We start from the raw sequence: 21,144 nt of genomic DNA, 5'->3' as shown, positions 1-21,144 counted from the left end.
TTTTACTCTTGAGAATTTTAAATTTATTTGCCTGCTCTGCAGGTTAAATTAACGTTCTGGCTTTGTTGCTTGGCAAAAAATACGGCACCAACTTCGGGAGAGTTAAGCGGTGCCGACAAACTTTTTTGCACATCGCCAGCAAGCCATGGCAACAACCTAGGAGTTAAACCTCCAATTAAAGAAAGGCGAGGAGGACAACGTTTAGTCAATTGCATTGCTACATTATCAATGTAGCTAGCCCCTTCCTGAATAATTGCAAATGCAATTTGATCGCCCTGCTCTGCAGCGTCAAAAACTAAATTAGCTATACGGGCATAAAATGCCGCAGGCTTGCCTGCAATAGCCTCAACCAACTCAACGCCAGTACTAACATTAAGCATTGTTAATAATTTGTTGTTTAGTGAACTTGTAGCGACCAAGCCATCTAGTGATAGCAAAACTTGTTTTGCTGCTTGTAAGCCAAACCATGCACCGCTACCTTTATCACCATGAGGAAAACCATGAGCACCTACAGTAAACTCTTCACCATCAACATAGGAAAAACCACAGGAGCCGGTACCTGAAATTATAACGGCACCGTCTTTACCTTGATGGGCACCTAAACACGCAATAAGTAAATCTGTTGCTAAGTGCATAGCTTTAAACGGGTGCTGCCAATTTTTCATCTGATCAAATAACACAGGTAAATTGACCCCAGCAAGGCCTACTCCAGCAACAATATTTTGAAGCGATGATTCAGCAATGCCTGCGTCAGCTAAAGCAAGTTTTGCAGAGGTAACAATTGAGCTTGTCGCCTGCTCAAAACCGTGCAGAGGATTACCTGGCCCTGAAATTCCCGTACCAAGAATTTTATTCTCAGCTGACATCACAATAGCTTTGCATTTGCTGCCACCGCCATCGATACCCAAAAATATATTATTGTCATCACTGCTTAACATTTCGACCTCATGTCTTTACCTATTTTCCATGATTAAAAATTAATTATCATGAAAGGCAAAACTCTATTTGTAATCATCTTAACGACAAATGACAGCGTTGTCATTTGTTTTTTTTAAATTATTTATTCTTTCCGTAACTAAGGTCATAACTCGAATATTAACCTGTTGAAGTTAAATACTATTTAATTCACTTCACTGGTTTTAGAGCGGCGTTCACCGTTGATAGAGCGGCTTCTCACTCTCACTTTTCCGGTTACTTCGACCGGCTTATGGTACCGTTGCCATTGACCACCATTATCTTGAAATTCTATGCCTAGTCCAGGAAAAGCAATATTGGCTTTAAGCACGCCATCGACGACAGTTGCACCAACATTTGGTAAACGATAAAAAACCTTATCTATTTCTAATTTTGCTAACGATTTTTGCCCTATGGTGTTAGCGAATTTTCGCCACTGCTGGTCACGTTTATCTTTTCTCACATCATCAAATTTATTGGTATTTTGACTATATTGAGTACCTTGATAATTATACGGCACAGCCCAGTCAGCTTTATGCCAAGCTCGTTCTGCAAGGGCAAATAATCTTGGAAATATTTTATACTCCGCCATAGTATCGCTGCGAGTATTTTCACTCCATAGCTGTCCTTGAATACCATAGAATTTTTGTCCTGCTGCCAAGGTTGTTTTCCTATCATCGGCAACATATGGATTATCTTCTCGATCAAGCCATATTTCCGCATGGGCAGGCAAGTTGTCAGGCATAAACTGAAATACTTTTTCTGTATTGGTATGTCGTGAGGCCCAATAATAACCATGCTCTTTCGGATCAGCCTCATAAGGAAAATCAAAATATAATGCATCTGGGCTTGATATCACTACCTGCCAATTTCTATTCGTTAACTCGTGTACTTTTTCATGGCCACCCCAAAACAAAACGTCCCATGCGTTTGATTGCACAATAGCTGGCATATTTTCTTTGCGTGTATGAGATAGGCCATCACTCCACCCTGCAGTTTCAATGTCTAGATCGGAAAGAATGCTGGCAACGCGCTCAATAAAGTAAGCACCAAGCTCACTCATATTTTTGACACCATAAGTATTATCGGCAACAAATGCCTGACATGCAGGTGAATCAACCCATGCTCCTGCCGTTTCATCAGCGCCGATATGGTATCGAGTTAGTGGTTGGCCTGCTTCGGCATGGATATTTTTCACCTGTGTCATCACTTCATGGACAAAAGCGTAGGACGACTCTAAGCAAACATTAATGGTATTGTCATTGTAAAATTGCACTGATGAATATTTTGTCGTGTCGAGTGGGTCATATAGGTTAAATTTCTGCGCTTTCCCTTCATCTTCAGCAATAGCGTATTTTTTAGTTCTAGCAGCCATTGCTTTAATAGCAGCACGTGAATGACCTGGCATATCAAGTGAAGGGATCACCTGAATATGCCGAGCGGTGGCTGCCTTTAATATTTCTTGATAGTCAGCAACACTGTAATAGCCATTAACTTTATTATTTAAGTCTATGCCTGCGCCGAGTTGTGGCTGCAAACAATGCACGTCTTCAAGATCGAAGCAACGCTGAGCACTCACTTGTGTAAGTTCAGGCAATGACGGAATTTCCAAGCGCCAGCCTTCGTCATCCCCTAAATGCAGATGAAGCTTATTAAGCTTATAGGCGGACATTTGTTCAAGTAAGCGCAAAATAAAAGCTTTCGAATGAAAATTACGTGCGACATCAACCAGCAAACCTCTAAATTGGTAATGTGGCTCATCGTCAATGCGCACTTGTGCTACCTTCTTATTATTAGGTATCAAGAGACCGGCTAAAGATTGCAAACCGTTAAATACCCCTGCGTTATCAACGCCGATAACTTCAATGCCCTGACTATTTATGCTCAGTTGGTAACTGCCCACTAACTTATTCGCGTTTTCCTCAATGCGTAACGACGTTTTAATACCATCAACATTCTGATTTATTCCTAGACGATTTAATCGCTTTATTGCTGTTACAACCAGATTCGGTTCAACATTATTAAATTCAATATTAATGCCATTAGAAAGGTCAACAGCCTTCGACTTACTATCAACAAAAATATATTTAGGTGTGGGAATAATAAGGCTACTAACGTCAATTAACTCCTCTCCTAACTTTAAATTCCTTTGATATAACTGCGCGCTATTTAGCCATTGAGTTTTGTCATTTGTACTGCGTTTAAATTGTTTTTCAACATCAGTAAAAGGCACAACAAAGGGCATTGTTTCTAAACCGGTTTCTGCATTTATTCCTGCCATGGTACTTTTAATAACAGCCGGTTGAATGGTTTGCTGGCCATTAATACTATTGATGGCGCTAACGATATAATTAGGTATGGCATCTGTCTCTGACAACGACCAAAACATGGCACGATATAAAATTCGCTTAGTTTCATTTTTAGCAAAGCCAGAAAAACTATCTGATAATGATATTTTATGTAAGTCGCCATTAATATGAGTAACCTTAAACTCATCACTTTCAAATGATTGAATTGGCGAGATTTGACTAAAATGAATTTGCCAGTTATTTACGTTTATCGCTTGTTGAGCGGTAAGTAACAATTCAACTTCAAAACACTTACCTTCTGCGATATCTTGATTACATTTGTCACTAGGAATATTAGTAATAACACGGTGTTTAACTTGCAAATTATTAGCAATATCAATGATGTCTTTTGCAGCTAAAGGGCTAAGTGCTATTGCAACCTTTAGTTCTGAATCCTGTTCACTTTTACTTTCTTGTGCATCGAAGTCTTTCTTCTCACAAGCACTTAAAGATAAGACGCTCAAAAAAAGTAGTGCCATTGATTTTTTGTACATAGTGACTCTTCAGTTGTTTTATAGAAAATGATGAAATGGCATAGTTCGTCAAATCGACTATGCACTTTGATATTAGCTGAAGCGTTAAGTTAAATTAATTAACCGTGAAATGCGCTGCAGTGAAAAAACACAAGCATAGATAGGCGCTAAAAAATTATCATTCTTTAGTGCCTCAAATACGTCAGAGGCTAAGGTATTCAATTTTTTTTCATCAACGATATAAAGGCCAGTTAAGTTAACCTCTTCACCTTGATTGATTTTTACTGTCAACGCTTGCGGTGACACTAACTCATTACTAACCAACGTTTTAATAAAGTGTTGAGTAGCAGGTATTTGCGCATTAAATTTCGACATTAACTCTATTTTTTCAGTCAATAAAGACGACTGCTGTCCATTATGAGTAAATAGCTTGATACCTTCCAATTCATTGATAGAATCAGCATCAAGATCGATAGCGACAACTTGTTTATCATCATTTTCAGTCGCTTGTGTTAATGCCAATGGATAGCCCTGTAACTGCATAGGAATATACTCAGCTTGCCAACTTTCACCGCTGTTAAATAAATTCTCATTTGGCTTCAAGCCTACTAAAGCAACTAAATGAAACTGTCCAGTTTGTGAGTCTTTAATTAAAACAATAGGGTAATCGGCTTGTGCTTGTGTTAATTCAAAAACAGATAACGGTACAACATGGGAATTTGAAGCATGGCTGAACTTACCATCAGCTTTTATTTTCAGGTTCTGATGTTGATGACTATTCAACGCTTGGAAATTTGGCATATTTAATCCTTAAAATTTATTAAATGGCTTGAAAGTTATGATCAACCAGCTGAGTCATTAATGCTCTATTAGTTGGTAACTGTGCCAATAATTGTTGAGTAATTTTTTGATTTTTTTGGTTAATGCTATCAGCCATGGCCTGTTGAGAAAACGAGCTAGTGTTATATGCTAGTTGTTGTGAAAACCCCATACCATGTAATACGTATTGATAGCTGTCTTGCAAGAATGGCTCATAAACATGCGTAAAATCATATTGACTAACAGGATGATATTGCCAGTTTCGCACTTGTTCTTGTAGACGCTCAGGAACGGATGATAATACTTTATTTGCCAACCAAAAATCTTCGCTTCGATTAGACAAAAAGTAATGCAGCTTAATGAAATCAATTGTTTTTTCCCATCGATAGGTAAATGATTCATTAAACTTTTTCTCAACTATCGGCAATAAACTTCGATGGCGAGGAAATTGTTCACACAGCATATTTGCAGAAGCCTCAATAAGAAAAATTGCCGAGGCTTCTAATGGTTCAACAAAGGCTGCTGATAAACCAATAGCAACACAATTTCGGTGCCAGAATTTTTCTCTATATCCGCAATTCATTTTAATTCGACGTGCAGATAATTGCTCAGCTTGCGGACCTACATATGCCCTTAGTGTCGCTTCAGCTTCTTCATGACTAATAAAATCTGAGCAATAAACATAGCCGGTGCCACGGCGATTTGATAATCCAATATCCCATGTCCAACCTGCCGTTTGTGCGGTAGAGATGGTCGCGCTGTTTATATCTTGCTGTTCAGACAAATAAGGCACTTGCATGGCAATCGCGTTATCAGTAAATAATGTGTCTTTTATCGATTTGAATTTAATACCGTAGGTTTCACCTAACAAAAGGCATTTAAAACCAGAACAATCAACAAAAAAATCACCTGGAATAATTCCTGCTTTGTCGGTTTCAACCGCTTGAATATCACCTTGTTCATTGACATTTACTTTAGTGACATTCGCGCTGATATATTTAACACCGAACTTACGACAAGAAAGCTCTTTTAAAAAGTCAGCAAACTTACCCGCATCAAGATGGTAAGCGTAATTTACTAGGCCTTCATATGCTCGATTCGTCATACTCTTAGGTGCTAGACCTTGCTGACAAATAGCAGCCTGAGGGCTTATAAAGTCTGCATAAGTTTGGCTTTTATCTGACATTGACCAGTACGGACTCAGGTTAAATTCTTCTGCGCTGACAATGCCGCTAAATAAATGATAATAATGATTCTGCTTATTAGAGGTCGGCGTTTCTTTCCAATTAACAAACTTAGTTGCTTGTTTAAATGACGCAAAACAAAAGCGCATAAATTCGCTTTCATCAATTTCCAACTCCGCTAGTGTTTTTCGCATAGTTGGCCATGTACCTTCACCGACACCTATGGTTGGGATATCTGGAGATTCAATTAAAGTCACTTGTACGGCATTATCAGCAGCGCTATTAAGCTTTTTGGCCAGCTTTGCTGCAGTTAACCAACCTGCGGTTCCACCACCAACAATAACAACTTGATCGATATTATTATTCATCTAATACCTCTAAACCTTATTAAATCCATACTGTAAAACTTGCTCAATCAGCTGTCTTTGTTCTGGCAATTTTTCAATTAACATACTGCTCGCACCATCAATGCGATTGAACATTTCTTGAGCTTTAGCAACATCAGGATATGATGAGGCGTTGTAAGCAATGTCAGTATTAAAATTCATACCATATAAAACATATAAATAGCTGTCTAAATTAAAGGGCTCCCAAGCATTATCAAAGTCATATTTTGTCGGTGGCTGTGTTTTCCAAAAATCTAATCGTGCAGCTAAGTGCTTCGGTATGCTCTTACTGTCACAATTATCGATCCAATACTGACTATCTCGACGCTGAGACACACAATAATGTAATTTGATGAATTCAACAGTACGCTCCATACGCATGGTGAAATGCTGGTTAAACTTTTCTTCCACGTATAACATTTGGCTTCGTTTTCGTGGGAATTGTGCGGCTATCATATTGGCTGCGGCATCAAATAAGTATATTGCCGATGCTTCCAATGGCTCAACAAAGCCCGCTGACATGCCGATAGCAACGCTATTTTTATGCCAAAACTTTTTATGGTAACCATGGTTAAGTTTAATTTTTCTAATAGTTAGATCAGCCGAATAGTCGTCGCCAATATAATCAATTAACTGCTGCTTCGCCTGACTTTCATCGATATATTTACTGCTATAAACATGACCAACTCCACGGCGTTCTTGCAAACCAATATCCCAAATCCAACCCGCCGTTTGTGCTGTTGCAATGGTATGCGTATTAATAGCTTGTTGATTACTTTTATAAGGTACTTGCACTGCCAAGGCCGTATCATTAAAAATAACGTCGCTTATGTCCTGCCAATCAATATGGTAGGTTTGCTTTATAATCAAGCCTCTAGCGCCCGAGCAATCAATAAAGAAGTCGGCAGCTATTGTTTGTTCTTCTTTATGATCCGTTTCTACTAAGGATATAAATTCATCATCATCTAAAATAACGTTCGTTACGTTAGCACTAACAAAGTTCACACCTAAATTATTAATACAGTGTCGTTTTAAGAAATCAGCAAATTTATTGGCATTGAGATGATAAGCATATTCTTGAGCAGCACTATACTCTGCCATCACAATTTGCTTAGGTGCTTTACCGGCATCACATAAACGTGCTTGAGAAGCGACTGCTCTATCATATGTTTTTCGTGTATCTTTATCCTGCATTAGCCAGTATGGTGCAAGGTTGAAATCGTAGGAAGAATGGCTAACGGTACTTAACGGATGATAGTAGCTCGCTTGTTTATTTTCACTTGCTGCACTTGACCAATTAACAAATTCGGCACCTTGCTTAAAGGTGGCATCACATTCGCGAATAAAATCAGTTTCACTAACACCGATTTTACGTAATGTTGATCTCAAGTTTGGCCAAGTACCTTCGCCAACGCCTAGAATGGGAATATCAGGAGACTCTACTAACGTAATTTTAACCCCATCTTTAGTTTTGCTATTTAAACTTTTTGCCAAAATAGCCGCACTTAACCAGCCCGCAGTGCCTCCGCCAATAATGAGAATATGATTATTTTCTGAGGTCATGATAATTTTCCATATAGCAGTTAATCATGCGATTACTATAACGCGATAATTCAACAGTGGAACGAATTAGATTGGAAATAAAAAATAAACTTGAAAGGGAGGGAGAGCTACCCTTTCAAGTTTAACATTACGACTTATAAACGATACGATACTTTCAAGAATACATTACGGCCATTATCTGCCGCTAAACGCATTGCGGTGTAACCTTCACCAAATCGTTGCGTTGTTGTTTCATTGAATAAGTTTGTACCTTCAATGCTTAAATCTAAGTTTTCAGTGGCATGCCATGTGGCATTCATATCGAAAATTCCGTAAGAATCCCAGTTAGTGTTACCACCAATACCTGTCGAAGGTGAAATAAAGCTATCACGATAGGTATATGCTGCACGTGCTGAAAACATGTCATTTTCAAAGTAAGCACTTAAGTTATAACTAAGTTTTGACAGGCCTGATAGTGGCTTCTCAACGATAGCATCATTTTCTTCCTGTAAACCAAAACCTTCAGTGTAAGTTACGTTTGCAGACCAACCAAACTCACCCATTTGTTGTTGGTATTGAGCTTCGACGCCTTGTAGTTCACCACCAAGACCTTGACCTGGTTCACTTACAATGTAGGTAGTACCATTCGCTTGTATTCTGCTTTCATTGGCGCCAGGAACGATAAATGAGCGTATATCTTTGCTAAACAAGGTTGCCGATAGCAAAGACTCTTCATTAAAGTACCACTCTAAACCAATATCAGCTTGCGTTGCACGGTATGGGTCAAGCTTAATACTACCACGAGTAATATTGATTGATGCTGCACCTGAATTAGAAGATGGAATATTTGCTGCAGGGTTTAAGAAAGTGTAATTAGGACGACTTATTACCTTAGCTGCCGACATACGCAAAATGACATTTTCCGATAAATTTAAAGCTAAATTAAAGCTAGGTAACCAGTCGCTATAGTCACTTTTCTCTGTTTCAATCTTTGAGGTATCGATATAGCCATAATAATCAGCCGATGTATCAGTAGCAACATAACGTAAACCTAAATTACCTCGATAATCATCACCACTAAAGTCACCCTGTACATACATGGCAAAAATATCTTCTTTAATAACACCATAGCTTGATGTATTTAAGCTTTCACCCGTTTTATGTGCATTATAATGAGCACGTAATTTTTCGCCACTAACTCGCGCAATTTGTGTAGGAGAACCAGCCAATAAGCCAACACCAGAGTGGTTAAAGTGGCCGTCAGCAAATGTGGCTTTAGTAATTCCCGTGGTTAAACTATCATCAAATGTCCAGGTATTTGAGTAGCTGGTAAATTCATGATCGCGTAATTTAACACCGGTTTTTAAATTAGAAACAGGGCCCCAATCAACTTCAAAATCAAAGTCAACTTGAGCGAAGGTTTCTTCATCTTTACGGAAACCAGCAGTCACAGCACCGTTATTCAGAATATACTCCGAATGGTCGCTAGCATCGGTGCCATTTGGCGACAACAACATTGCATCGCTTCCTGTCATATCAAAATCAATTGAAAGATCACTATTACTTGATACCCAGCCTGCATTATAGTTTCCGCCATCACCACCTGTTGCTTCAGTAGTACCTATTTTGGCGTTGACTGTATAAGCATCAGCACTATATTCAATTTCATAGGCTAATACTTCGGTATCCATTTTTGCATTACGAGTGTTTTGATCATCAAACGGAGCGCCAGCATAATTACCATTTAGAGCAAAACCATTTGTTGGAGAAAACTGGGTCGCACCAGTCACGTTTGCATTGAAACCGTCAGGATCTGTACCTGCTATTATCAAATAGTTTTGGTTACTGTTAGCGGCATCTAAATCAACATGAAAGTAATGTAGGTTCATGGATAATTGATCAGACGGGGAATATTCTAACGTTAGGTCAATTGCGTCACGTTCACGTGTTTGTGCAAATTCTGCAATACCTGCACCAGCCCAACCATCATCCATATAATTTTCAGCTTTATGAGCACGGCCGATAGTCTCTAATGTTGAAAAAGCAGCTAAAATACCAAAGTTTTCATCATTGTTTTTCCAGCTATACATACCAGTAAAGCCTTGACCATTCTCATCTGCAATACTGTTATCTTGATATTCAGCTGATAAGAATAATGTATTGGCGTCCAAACTAAGAGGCTTTCGTGTGCGTACGATCACAGTACCACCAACGCCACCTTCATCTAAAGTTGCTGTTGGTGATTTATAAACATCAACTCCGGCAACTAATTCTGGTGGTAATAAATCCATATCAAATGAGCGTTTTGCTGCTTGTTGTGAAAACCAGCCTGTAGAAGCGACATAGTTACCATTCATACTAACCTGAGTTAGCTCAGAGTTTGTGCCTCGAATTGAAACATCACCACCTTCACCAGCAAAGCTTCTTACAATCGATACACCAGGAATACGTTGCAAAGATTCAGCAATATTGCGATCTGGGAACTTACCGATGTCTTCAGCTGAAATAGAATCTACAACTGCATCAGCAAAACGCTTTTGATTGAGCGCCTCTTTGAGTGAACCGCGAATACCTGTAACTTGAATTCGTTCTACTTCTTTTTCGGCATTAGCAGCATTTTCTTCTGCAGCCATTGCAAATGGTGAGGCACCACCTGCAAGGATCATAGCGATACTGCTTGCTAATACGCCTTTTTTAAATGTTTTAGATGACATCGACTTTCCCTTACACACGTTTTATATAGTAGTTATTTTGTATAACCTTATTGAAGACAGCGCTGTCTTTAATTCATGACAGCGTTGTCATTAGCTAACTAAAACCTTACACAATAATTATCATTTTGGCTACACTTGATTACAAATTAATCTATTAAATTCAACTAAGCCATTGAATTTATAAAATTTAAAGTTTAAAGAACCTTATATTTGTGGGCCAATAAATTTACTAAACTTTAATTATTATTCATTTATTCCGAATAAAGCATTAAATCTATATATAAAACTGAATAAAAAAGGAGACCATAAGTCTCCTTCTGTACAACAATTTTTATATTACTGGGCTGCTAAATAATAATTCATCAACTGCCTGGTAGAGCAATCATGGTTATTTGAGAGTTTATGGCTTTCCAATTCTTGTTGAATATTTGCGGCTAAACCTTTACCCAATTCGACCCCCCATTGATCAAAAGAGCATATTTGTAGAATAATCCCTTGGACAAATATTTTCTGTTCATACAACGCAATTAATTGACCTAAATTATGCGGGTCAATACGTCTGAGCAGCAAAGTATTAGTAGGTCGATTGCCTTTATGAACCTTGTGTGGTGCGACTTTGTTAATATAGTCGGCCGTCCGACCTTTTGCCTTCAAGTCTTCACGTACTTGTTGTTCATCAACCCCTGTCATTAACGCTTGAGTTTGCGCAAAAAAATTTGCCATTAGGGTTTCGTGATGACCTTTAACCGGTGTAACACTTGCCACGGAGCCGATAAAATCAGCTGGTACAATGTTATTGCTTTGATGTAAATATTGATAAAAAGCATGCTGACCATTAATACCCAACTCCCCCCAAATAGACGGCACTGTTGGGTAATCAATCTCTTCGCCGTCCCACGTAACAGATTTACCATTACTTTCCATTTCGGCTTGCTGCAAGTAAGCGGCGAGCATATGCAGCGTTTGATCATATGGTAAAATGGCCTGAGATTTCGCTCCCAAAAATGTTGTATTCCAAACACTGACCAATGCCATTATTACTGGCATATTATTTTCTAAAGGGGCGTCACGAAAGTGTTTATCCATCGCCTTTGCACCAGCCAATAATTGCTTAAACTTATCAAAGCCTAAATCTAAGGCAATCGCTAATCCTATTGCCGACCACAGAGAAAAACGGCCGCCTACCCAATCCCACATATCGAAGATATTATCCTCCTGAATACCAAAAGACATGGCATTAACTGGGTTTGCGGTAACAGCAACAAAGTGTTTCGCAACAGCTTTATCATCAAATGATGCGGCCGTTAACCAATTTATCGCGGTTTTAGCATTTGTCATTGTCTCAGTGGTGGTAAAGGTTTTACTGGAAACAATAAACAACACTTTCTCAGGTTCAAGTGGCCTAAGAATATCGGCAATTTGCGCACCGTCCACATTGGAGACATAGTGAACTTTCACGCAATCATCACTATATTGCTTGAGTGCTTCTGTCACCATTTGCGGCCCTAGATTTGAACCGCCAACACCAATATTAACAATATTGGTAATACGCTTTCCTGAATACCCTAACCAATGCCCTTGCCTGACTTTGTCGACAAAAGCCGACATTTTATCTAATTGCTGATTTACCTGCTGATGAATGTTTTCACCATCTACCGTTAGCTGTTCATCAACAGAGCCTCTTAATGCTGAGTGCAGTACAGCCCTATCTTCGGTTTTGTTAATTTTTTCACCGTTGAACATTTTTTCACGCCAAGCTTCTAAGTCACACTCCTTTGCTAACTGCAGCAAACTTTGCTTGGTTTCACTGTTGATTAGGTTTTTTGAATAATCGAGCAACATGTTTGGCAACTCAATAGAGAATTTTTCATAACGATTCTTATCTGTACTAAATAAATCATTCATGTGCTGCGACTTCATTTCCTGTGCATGACTAACTAGCTTTTTCCAGCTAGGTAGTAATTGACGACTCGACATTTTCATTCCTCAAACAGTTATACAGTGATTTAATATCAGCACTTTATTAATAAATGACAGCGCTGTCAATTATTAATAAATGAACCTAAAAGAATTATATTTTTGTATTGAGATAAGAAAAATTTAATATTTAAGGTTGCTGACTGCCAATAGAAACAATACCCTTAGGCACAATAGTGATTTTCAGAAATAATAATTAAGGCGTTAACTTCGAATGAAAGCAACGATTAATGATGTCGCAAAGCAAGCGGGAGTTTCAATAAAAACCGTTTCTCGCGTCATGAACAATGAACCTTCTGTACGTCAGCCAACACGAGAAAAAGTAATGGCAGTCGTCGAAGAATTGAATTACCAGCCAAATTTAGCGGCAAGAAATTTAGCTGGAACAAAATCGTTCAGTGTTGCATTTATTTATGATAATCCAAATGCCTATTATGTTATTGATATGCAAAACGGCATTTTATCGGCTTGTAAAAAACAAGGCTTTGAATTGCTCATTCACCCATGCGATGCTAAAGCAGAAAACTTACTGGAAGAAATTACCAAGATGGTAAAACATTCTCGTATCGCTGGCTTAGTGTTAACGCCGCCATTTTCTGAACAACCTGAATTTGTTCAGCAAATGAAAGACTTAGACATTGAAGTGGTTAGAATTGTTTCTGGTGATATTGCACCTGATGATATTTCACCTTGTATCATGGTTAACGATAACGCTGCCGCTCAAAGCATTACCCAGCACTTAATTGACTTAGGGCACAAAAATATTGGCTTTATCGCTGGTGAAGCTGAACATAGATCAACGGTAGAACGCCTAAGAGGCTATAAGCAGGCGTTGCTAAACAACTCAATAAATCTGGATCCTTCACTTATTATTGAAGGTGAATATTCATTCGAGTCAGGTGTAAATGGTGCGAAAACACTGCTCAACAAAAGTGAAAAACCAACAGCAATTTTTTCTTGTAACGATGAAATAGCAGCCGGAGCTTTATTTGCATCTCGCTTGATGGGAATTTCGATTCCAGAGCAATTATCAATAACCGGTTTTGAAAACAGTCCTTTTTCTCGCCAAACCTGGCCAACACTAACAACAGCCGACCAGCCGAATCAGAAAATAGCGGAAGATGCTGCAACGTTACTTATTTCACGTGCACGTAAACAGAAAACTAGTCCTGAGGCTCAACTATATACACCAGAGTTAGTGGTCAGAGATTCAACGGGGCAAGCCAACTAACATGTACAAAGGCTACACTTTAAATACTGTAGCCATTAATAAACATCGCGATGCTAGATTTTAAATAAAGATTAATTTCATCTTCAGATATTTGCTTTTTAGTGTTGAATTCAACGCGCATCCAACATTCACCTTTCGCCATATTTAAGAACTGCAAAGCTGCAAACTTTGGCTCAGGGATATTAAGCTGTTTTTTGGTGTGAAAATTAGCCATCAATTGCGCAACTTCATTGGCAATACGCTCAGGGCCTTCTTGATAGAATAGTTCGGACAATTGTGGGTATGATTTTGATTCATAAGCGCAAATTTTATGTATAGCTATTGCTTCTTTAGATGTCAGCATAGCTAAAAAGCGTTTTGCGAGCACAAACAATATTTCATCAGGTTCACTGGCATCGGCAACAGAAATTTCTGTCATATGGTAGGAGTCACATTTTTGCTTGATTGATGCAGCAAACAGTTCATCTTTATTACCAAAGTGGCTATATACAGTTTGTTTCGAAACACCGGCAATTTTAGCAATCAAGTCCATACTCGTAGAACTATAACCTTGCTCTGTAAAAAGCACCGTGGCAGCTTCCAGTATTTGTTTTCTCTTACTTTCACTTTTGCTACGAACATTTACCATACAACAAACCACCACTTCTCATTAAATTACAACAAACATTTCACGGTATTTCCAGCAGGTTATTATGATTCAAAACCCAACATTTTGCACTTTGTCATTAATTTCCTTTTAATCTTCACTAGTTATACACATCAATAGCTGTTCGCTCTATAACATACCTAAATTAAACTGGACAGTCTAGTTTGATTAAACTAGACTCAACAGTCTAGTTAATAGCTATTCTATATTAAGGTCAGTCTCGTGTTTAATATTCAACGCACTAAAATTTTAGGTTCAGTTGCCAGCATCTTGCTTATATTGTCAGGACTAACAGCCTGCTCCAAATCAAAAAGCAATACAGAACAAACAAATACTTATCATCAAAATGCTGATATAGAAACAATTACCCCTAATACTTTTTACCAAATTGCGCATGAATATATTGGCAGAGTTTCCAGCAAGCAGTTTTCGTCATTAGGTTTCGAATATAGTGGAAAAGTTGAAAAAGTGTATGTAGATAGCGGCGACATAGTAAAACAAGGTCAGCTTCTAGCGGAATTTAATACTGAATTACTAACAATTAAGCTGCAGGAAATTGGTGCCAGTATCCGTCAACTGCAGGCTCAAGCAGAATTGAATAAACTAAACCTTGCTCGTATCAACGAACTAAATACCAAAGGTTATAGCTCCAAACAAACTTTAGACGAGCTAGAAACTGAGAAAAAAGTTATCAAGGCTGATTTATCGCGCCAGCAAGCAGCCAAAGCAACCATTGACTATCAAATAGAAAAGGCACAATTACATGCTCCATTTGATGCTGTTGTTAGTAGTCGGTCAGTAGCTGAAGGTGAGATATTTAGTTCTAATCAAACCGCATTTGAACTTATCAAACAATCGCATCATGAAATATCAGTGGGCGTACCTGTCAAGGTTGCACGTGATTTAGTCATCGGGGAACAGCTAACCGTAGAACTTGAACAAGAGCAACTTTCGGCAGAAATACTGGTTGTTGGTAAACAAGTAAACCAAATCAGTCGCACTATTGAATTACGTTTGGCTATCAACGGAAAATCCTCTTTCTATAACGGCCAATTGGCTAAAGTGAAAATTTATCAAAAAGTAGCGCAAGCGGGCTTTTGGCTGCCAATATCGGCATTGACTGATGGCATTCGTGGCCAATGGAATATTTTCCGCGTTCAAAGTGAAAAGAACAACTTATTTAAAATAATCGCAACCACTGTAGAGGTAAAGCACTCAACCTTAGATGCTGTTTACATTACCGGATTACCAACCGAGCAACAGCAAATAATTGTTGCTGGCGTGCACCGCTATGTTCCTGGACAAATTGTAAGAAACTCGCCAAAAATACCAAACCAAACGGCTAAAGTAGGAAACGCGTTATGATTCGTTCATTTGTAAAAAATGGCCGTTTAATGTCACTCGTTATCGTGCTACTCGTCGTCGCAGGTTTAGGCGCGTTAACAAATTTACCGCGAACTGAAGACCCAAGAATCACTAACAGAATTGCCAGCGTTATTACCCAATACCCAGGTGCTAGTGCTGAACGCGTTGAAGTTTTAGTTAGTGAAAAAATTGAACAAAAATTAAGAAAACTGCCAGAAATTAGTTTGCTAACGTCAAATTCTCGAGCAGGAATCTCCATCGTAAAAGTACAACTGCAAGATGAAATCACCGACACTAAACCAATATGGTCACGTGTTCGCGATTTACTAAATGATTTAAGTCCAACTCTTCCTGATGGTGTGCTAACGCCCGTTTTAGAAGATGATCGGGGGTATGCGTATACCCAAATTATTTCACTTAATTGGCAAGGTGATGATTCACCGAACATTGCTATGCTTGGCCGATATGCTAATGAATTACAAAATCAACTAAAACTGGTGCACGGTACCGATATCGTTAATATTTTTGGTCGTGGAGATGAAGAAGTACTAGTTGAAATTGACCCGATAATTGCCAGTCAATTAAACCTTTCCACACAACAAATATCTGCGGCAATAGGCAGTGCAGATGCAAAAGTTTCTGCGGGGCAATTAACCAATCAATTCAACCAGATGCAAATTGAGTTAACTGGCGCATTAAATAACACCGAGCGCATCAGTAATATTTCTGTCAAAGCAGATCAACAAGGTAATTTACTGCGCTTAGGTGATATTGCGAATATCCGTAAGACGGTTAATTACCCTCCAACAGAAGTTGCCATAGTTGATAATCAGCAAGCAGTTGTTGTCGCCACACGTATGCTCCCCAACTTGCGAATTGACCAATGGAGTGAGTCAGTTCAACAACAGCTAAGTTCATTTTCAAAATCTTTACCGAGCAATATTTCGTTAGAGGTCATTTTTGATCAAAGCAGTTACACTCAAACTCGCTTAAGTGATTTAGTCAGTAATATTGCCGTCGGCTTTGCCATAATTGCCTTGGTACTATTAATCACCTTGGGTTGGCAAGCAGCCGTTATTGTTGCCTTATCACTGCCCTTGACCGTATTGTTTACCCTTTCTGTAATGAATTTTTATGGTTTGCCAATTCATCAAATGTCAGTAACCGGTTTAGTTGTTGCATTAGGCATTATGGTAGACAACGCCATTGTTATGGCCGACACCATCAAAACTAATCGAGAAAACGGTCAACGCCGGTTGGATGCGGTTTCCAATGCAGTCAATCACTTATGGCTACCTCTGCTTGGCTCAACATTAACCACGGTATTGGCGTTTATGCCAATAGTGTTAATGCCAGGGCCTGCTGGCGAGTTTGTTGGCGGTATCGCTTTGAGCGTAATATTCTCATTGCTTGGTTCATATATCATCTCACATACCATAGTTGCAGGGTTAGCTGGGCGCTTTATTAGCAAACAGCGCCAAGGAAATCCTAGATGGTATCAAAGCGGTATTACCTTAACGTTACTTAATCATTGGTTTGTTAATGTATTATCTTGGTCACTGAACAATAGAAAAACTGTTATTGCGTTAGTTTTTTGTTTGCCCTTATTTGGCTTTATTGCTGCTAAGCAGCTTTCGGAGCAATTTTTTCCTGCCTCTGATCGCGATATGTTTCAAATAGAACTATTTTTACCGGCGCAAAGCAGCATAGTTAATACTGAGCGTGCCAGCGCTGAACTAACTCAGTATTTAACCGAGTTAAACGGCATAAAGTCAGTACATTGGTTTATTGGCAAAAATGCACCTTCATTCTACTACAACTTAGTACCATCTAAAGATGGTGCACAATATTATGGCCAAGCGATGGTAACAGCGACTAGCTTTCAAGAGGCGAACCGTTTAATCCCTGAAATTCAGCGCTCACTTGATGATATGATGCCTGAAGCTCAAATTTTAGTGAGAAAGCTAGAGCAAGGCCCACCATTTAATGCCCCGGTAGAATTACGCATTTATGGACCCAATTTAGATCGATTAAAAACAATTGGCGACGACATTCGTGGTTTTATGGCAAATACAAAAGACATCACCCATAGTCGTTCAACGTTGCAACCAGGCACACCAAAAGTTTGGGTCAATATCAATGAGGCAGAAGCGAATTTAGCCGGTTTATCATTAGTTGAGGTAGCTACACAGCTTAATACTACATTATCTGGGCTGCGTAACGGCTCTATTATTGAATCTACTGAATCTATTCCGGTGCGTGTACGAATTGGTGATGAAAAGCGTGACGATTTAGCTGCTTTAGCAAATATCAATATTGTCACCCCAAGTGAGAATCAAACGATTCCATTAACTGCCATTGCAGATTTAGACGTTAAAGCGAGCCGTGGAGCAATTCCACATAGAAATGGCGTCAGGGTTAATGTTATTGAGGGTTATATACGCGCTGGTGTTCTGCCCTCTGTAGTACTTAATCGCGTTAAAGAGCACATGAGTGATGCAAATTATCAATTGCCTGCCGGCTATCAACTAGAGCTTGGTGGCGAATCAGCAGAACGCAATAAAGCTGTTGGAAAGCTACTTGCAAGTGTTGGGTTAATTATGACCTTGCTACTCACGGTTGTGGTGTTGTCGTTTAACTCATTCCGCTTAAGTGCCATTATCTTTTTATCCGCTTTTCAGTCAATTGGCTTAGGTTTACTGAGCATTTATATTTTTGACTATCCATTTGGCTTTACCGTCATTATTGGTTTGCTAGGGCTTATGGGCTTAGCAATAAATGCCGCTATTGTCATTATCGCCGAGTTGAAAATGGATGAGAAAGCCGTACAAGGTGACAATAAAGCGATTATACGCTGTGTGCAAAGTTGTGCTCGCCATATTAGTTCAACCACTATTACAACGGTTGGTGGTTTCTTACCATTAATTCTCGCTGGAGGCGGCTTCTGGCCACCATTTGCTGTCGCAGTAGCAGGCGGGACGGTATTAACAACAATATTATCGTTTATTTTCGTACCAGCAGCCTTTTCACTTTTTAGTAACCGTCAAGCGTTTGAGCTAACTAAACCGACACCAATATCAGCACAAAGCAGCTAAGCAAGCTCCTAATCATAAATATGTGATTTCAGTTGTTGGTGTTGATTATTAAGGAGAATACGTAGTAAAGAAAAACGCAAAGTGTTGCCACTTTGCGTTTTTTTTATGAGTCAGGATTAAAGCCGTTCTTAATTTTTTCAATTCGTTCTTGATGCCGGTGATGCGCTTTCAATCCCGCAATCCCAAAAGCACCAACAATGGCAACAATGGGGATCAATAACGATAATGTTTCAGGCCTTAATATTGTTTCTAACCATTCCATCGGGGTAACCTACTTTTATTTTTATGGGTTGTATAATTATTCTTCGAAATATGTTCCCCAACCATCATAATCAACTTTGCATTGTTTTGCTAATTCGAACATGGTTTTTGTTTCATCAAATATAATATCGAAGTCTAAAGCCTGCTCAGTGACAATATCAAAGGCAAATACTTTCTCACCATTTTCTAACTCAGCTTCCTCAGGTTCTTCAATTTCGAAACCCATTTTAAATGCACTAACCGCGGCTTTTTCTAGAACATCAAAATCAACACTCGAAAAGTGGTGTTCAATTGTATGATGGACTTCTTCATTAGTGCCGTCTTCAATTAATGCTTCGATTAATTGTTCAGTGTGCTCTTGCCATTGTTGCAATTCTTCATCAATCATTATTTTATCTCACTCGGTTGTTCTTGCTCAGTTGCCTCACTTTTTGATAAGACAATTTCGCGTCCGGTCTCTTTATTGAGAGCGGTAAGTTTCACTAACATCTCAGCTCGAGTTTGATTAGTGATAGTTCTAATTTTATCTCTTTCATCTTCAGCAATAGTAATAGGGTCAAGTAACTCGATGATCATTTTGCCATTATTCCAACGATTTAAATCGATGGTTTTATGTGTGTTACTTGCACAAATAGGCACAATTGGAACCTCTGCTTTCACAGCAGTGCGAAACGCGCCTGTTTTAAACGGTAATAAACCACGCCCATAACTACGGGTTCCTTCAGGAAATAACCATACTGATAACTTTTTCTCTCGAATTTTTTTTGCGGTCATATCTATGGTATTCATGGCTTTATTTTTATTTTTTCTATCAATTAAAATATTACCGGTTAGCCAATACATTTGGCCAAAAAATGGGATCCATTTTAAACTTTTTTTGCCGACACTAACCGTACCTGGTTGCACTGCGCCGCTAACAGTAAAAATGTCGTAACTATTTTGATGATTACAAATATAAACAACAGGACCAATATTTTTCACGGAATCAGGAATTCGTATTTCAACCTCTAAGCCTAAAAGCTTAGAAACTTTGCCCATATATTTCGCCGTGTGATGCACATTATCTCGATGAAAAGGGCGAATAAGACAGAACAAACAAGAACAAATAGAGATGATAACTAAAGCAATAGTCATCAAAATAATACGAATAACAGCTAACAAAAGACATTCCTAGAAAATTTATGAGGCGTGATTATACCCTTATTATCACAAATAGCTAAATCTAGCATTCAGCTATTTGTAACAACACTTAGGTGTTAGCTACAACACAACAGTGAAAAGCAAACATAAGTTGCTTTTCCTGTTATTAAAACTCGCTAATAACAACATTATAAAGTATTTAAAATGAGTATACCGCACCAAGTAAAGCAACATTACCTTTATCATCTGTAGAAATAACACTATCAGATATTTCATCACCTAATGAAGTTACAGTAAATGCTCCTATAGCAGTCCAGTTTTTTGATAGCTTATATGTACCAACAACTCCTATTGTTGCATTTAGTGTTGAGTCACTAACACCATAATAATAATTCACCATGTCTTTATCCAAATGTTCAAACCGGGCATTAAGGGTCAAAGACTTGTCTCTATCAGCAAACACTGTATAGCTAGCAATACCGTAAAACTTTGCGCCCTCTGAATTATCAGAAACATCAGTTACATAGCCAGCTTCCAAATTGAATTTTTTATACTGGTACGCTGCATTTACACCCGCCATAAAAGAAGCATCACGATCACCCCAAGACTGGGTAAGTTCTTGGTTATGAATATCTTCCTTATCATAACCACTGTGGCTTGTAACCACTCCGCCGAAACGAAAGCCATTTTTATTCTTATACAGCCAGCCACCCAACCTATTAAACTTAAAATAAAATCTATCATTGTAGTGAACATTTACAACGGGTAAGACGGTAGTTTTATTATCATCGCTTCCCATAAACTCAGGTAGATTAATGACAGCTAAACCTACTTGCCCATGCAAGCCTTTTTTAGCTTTCTCAGCGCTATCCGGTAACTGATTAACATCATTGAGAGTGGCTGCCAATGAAGGTGTTGATAACAGAGCTAAAACTATTAGAAATTTTTTCATTGTAAATATCTTCCTTATTCATGGTTACAAGTCTACTTATCACCAGCACTCTAGAAA

General features: G+C 38.6%; 15 protein-coding genes. 3 read left to right on the top strand and 12 right to left on the bottom strand.

Annotation, left to right across the window (positions count from 1 at the left end; translation table 11 throughout):
- Positions 1-23: 23 nt before the first annotated feature.
- The 7 genes from nagK to pgi form a co-directional block, all read right to left on the bottom strand.
- The gene (gene nagK, locus AC27E9_RS02900) at positions 24-938 is read right to left on the bottom strand and encodes an N-acetylglucosamine kinase (RefSeq protein ID WP_487127086.1); all 915 of its coding nucleotides are present in this window, start codon (positions 936-938) and stop codon (positions 24-26) included.
- A gap of 182 nt (positions 939-1,120) precedes the next feature.
- A complete protein-coding gene (locus AC27E9_RS02895) occupies positions 1,121-3,796 on the bottom strand; it encodes a family 20 glycosylhydrolase (protein WP_487127084.1) in 2,676 nt (891 codons plus the stop codon).
- Between the two features lie 84 nt (positions 3,797-3,880).
- Positions 3,881-4,576, bottom strand: coding sequence for a SapC family protein (locus AC27E9_RS02890; protein ID WP_487127082.1), 696 nt, complete (start codon positions 4,574-4,576; stop codon positions 3,881-3,883).
- Positions 4,577-4,595: 19 nt separating this feature from the next.
- A complete protein-coding gene (locus tag AC27E9_RS02885; protein ID WP_487127080.1) occupies positions 4,596-6,146 on the bottom strand; it encodes a tryptophan halogenase family protein in 1,551 nt (516 codons plus the stop codon).
- A gap of 9 nt (positions 6,147-6,155) precedes the next feature.
- Positions 6,156-7,727 carry a tryptophan halogenase family protein gene (locus AC27E9_RS02880; protein WP_487127078.1) on the bottom strand — a complete coding sequence of 524 codons (1,572 nt, stop codon included), beginning with the start codon at positions 7,725-7,727 and terminating at the stop codon, positions 6,156-6,158.
- A 134-nt stretch (positions 7,728-7,861) separates the two neighbouring features.
- Positions 7,862-10,420: a TonB-dependent receptor gene (locus AC27E9_RS02875; RefSeq protein ID WP_487127076.1), complete on the bottom strand. Its 2,559-nt coding sequence runs from the start codon at positions 10,418-10,420 to the stop codon at positions 7,862-7,864.
- Between the two features lie 336 nt (positions 10,421-10,756).
- Positions 10,757-12,397: a glucose-6-phosphate isomerase gene (gene pgi, locus AC27E9_RS02870; RefSeq protein WP_487127074.1), complete on the bottom strand. Its 1,641-nt coding sequence runs from the start codon at positions 12,395-12,397 to the stop codon at positions 10,757-10,759.
- A 214-nt stretch (positions 12,398-12,611) separates the two neighbouring features.
- On the opposite strand from pgi, the gene AC27E9_RS02865 reads away from it, so the two are divergent.
- Positions 12,612-13,628 carry a LacI family DNA-binding transcriptional regulator gene (locus tag AC27E9_RS02865; RefSeq protein ID WP_487127072.1) on the top strand — a complete coding sequence of 339 codons (1,017 nt, stop codon included), beginning with the start codon at positions 12,612-12,614 and terminating at the stop codon, positions 13,626-13,628.
- A gap of 19 nt (positions 13,629-13,647) precedes the next feature.
- Here the strand turns inward: AC27E9_RS02865 and AC27E9_RS02860 are convergent, their stop codons facing one another.
- Positions 13,648-14,256 (bottom strand): TetR/AcrR family transcriptional regulator, encoded by a 609-nt coding sequence (locus AC27E9_RS02860; RefSeq protein WP_487127070.1) that lies wholly within the window; start codon positions 14,254-14,256, stop codon positions 13,648-13,650.
- A gap of 240 nt (positions 14,257-14,496) precedes the next feature.
- Between AC27E9_RS02860 and AC27E9_RS02855 the strand changes: the two genes are divergently transcribed.
- Both AC27E9_RS02855 and AC27E9_RS02850 read left to right on the top strand, forming a co-directional pair.
- Complete coding sequence (locus AC27E9_RS02855; protein ID WP_487127068.1) at positions 14,497-15,639, top strand: efflux RND transporter periplasmic adaptor subunit; 1,143 nt, start codon at positions 14,497-14,499, stop codon at positions 15,637-15,639.
- The gene (locus tag AC27E9_RS02850) at positions 15,636-18,734 is read left to right on the top strand and encodes an efflux RND transporter permease subunit (protein WP_487127066.1); all 3,099 of its coding nucleotides are present in this window, start codon (positions 15,636-15,638) and stop codon (positions 18,732-18,734) included. Before AC27E9_RS02855 ends, AC27E9_RS02850 begins: the two co-directional genes overlap by 4 nt.
- A gap of 103 nt (positions 18,735-18,837) precedes the next feature.
- Here AC27E9_RS02850 and AC27E9_RS02845 read toward each other — a convergent pair whose 3' ends face one another.
- From AC27E9_RS02845 to AC27E9_RS02830, 4 genes are all read right to left on the bottom strand, one after another.
- On the bottom strand, positions 18,838-18,996 hold the full coding sequence (locus AC27E9_RS02845) for a hypothetical protein (RefSeq protein WP_487127064.1): 159 nt from the start codon (positions 18,994-18,996) through the stop codon (positions 18,838-18,840).
- Positions 18,997-19,032: 36 nt separating this feature from the next.
- The gene (gene rraB, locus AC27E9_RS02840; protein ID WP_487127062.1) at positions 19,033-19,383 is read right to left on the bottom strand and encodes a ribonuclease E inhibitor RraB; all 351 of its coding nucleotides are present in this window, start codon (positions 19,381-19,383) and stop codon (positions 19,033-19,035) included.
- Entirely contained in the window at positions 19,383-20,156 is a 774-nt protein-coding gene (locus AC27E9_RS02835; RefSeq protein WP_487127060.1) for a 1-acylglycerol-3-phosphate O-acyltransferase, read from the bottom strand. Before AC27E9_RS02835 ends, rraB begins: the two co-directional genes overlap by 1 nt.
- Positions 20,157-20,334: 178 nt before the next feature.
- Entirely contained in the window at positions 20,335-21,087 is a 753-nt protein-coding gene (locus AC27E9_RS02830) for a MipA/OmpV family protein (protein WP_487127058.1), read from the bottom strand.
- Positions 21,088-21,144 lie beyond the last annotated feature (57 nt).

The sequence above is a fragment of the Colwellia meonggei genome, from assembly GCF_057537295.1.
This window is presented reverse-complemented; position numbering and strand designations above follow the sequence as displayed.